This window comes from Glacieibacterium frigidum (assembly GCF_007097155.1).
GTDB classification, from domain to species: Bacteria; Pseudomonadota; Alphaproteobacteria; order Sphingomonadales; family Sphingomonadaceae; genus Glacieibacterium; species Glacieibacterium frigidum.
The window spans coordinates 1-1,119 of record NZ_VJWA01000003.1 but is presented as its reverse complement, the minus strand read 5'-3'; the positions used below and the strand labels follow the sequence as shown (position 1 = coordinate 1,119).

The window sequence follows — 1,119 nt, the reverse complement described above, 5'->3', positions numbered from 1 at the left end:
TTCTGTGAGAAGGGCTATAATTACGGGGCTTAGGAATCGTGTGGGAGATGGGGCTATTTTAATTTTAGTAGGTTTAAGAGTGGAATGAGGGGGTTGAAAATTTTTAGATATTCTTAGTGAAATAACTGATGAAAATTTAATATTTTTTGGGTTAATACTATTATTAGCCGCTATTACTAAAAGAGCTCAGATTCCTTTTTCGGCTTGATTACCTCGGGCTATAGCTGCTCCTACTCCTGTTAGAGCATTAGTCCATTCTTCTACTCTTGTTACTGCGGGTATTTATATTCTTTTGCGCTTAAATTTTATTATTGAAATAGCAGGTTTATCTTATTTAGTTTTTTTATTAGGGCTTAGAACTATAATCATAGCAAGATTGAGGGCTAATTTAGAACAAGATATAAAAAAGATTATTGCTCTTTCTACTTTAAGGCAATTAGGGTTAATAATAACAAGTTTAGGATTAGGTCTTATTTTAATTACTTTTTTTCATCTTTTAACTCACGCTATATTTAAGTCTTTACTATTTATATGTAGAGGAGATGTTATTCATCAGAATCAAGGTTTACAAGATTTGCGGTTTTTGGGAGGTTCATTAAAAGGAAGACTTTTTGCTAGAACTTTGATAAATATCTGCAATTTAGCTTTATGTGGATTTCCTTTTTTAGCGGGATTTTATTCTAAGGACGCTATTATAGAAATAGGTTACAGTTCTAGTTATAGTTTGATTTTTTTATATTTGATAGCTTTTAGAGTAGGACTTTCTGGCTCTTATTCTATGCGTTTATATTATTTTAGGTTTTTAAATGAGAGTCAAAGTAGGCCTCTCGGAGGGATTTATGAATCTGTGGATTATATATTTAAATCTAAATTTCTTTTATTTGGTTTTACTTTAACGGGAGGCCTGGTTCTTTCTTATTGTTTATTTGAAACCCCTTTGATAGTATTTTTGAAATTTAATGAAAAAATTATTACCTTAATAAGGACTTTTCTAGGATTTATTTTTGGTTTAATTTTAAGATTTTATATTAGAAGCATTTTTATTATTGATATTTGTAGAGATTTTCAGGATTTTTTAAGAGGTTTATGATATTTAAACTCGCTTTCTGGAGCTTTTTC

Annotated in this window: 1 protein-coding gene; it reads left to right on the top strand. The window is 29.5% G+C overall.

Annotated features, from left to right (window positions below; translation table 11 throughout):
* Nucleotides 1-220: 220 nt before the first annotated feature.
* Nucleotides 221-1,090: an NADH dehydrogenase subunit 5 gene (locus FMM06_RS16630; protein WP_235889378.1), complete on the top strand. Its 870-nt coding sequence runs from the start codon at nucleotides 221-223 to the stop codon at nucleotides 1,088-1,090.
* Nucleotides 1,091-1,119 lie beyond the last annotated feature (29 nt).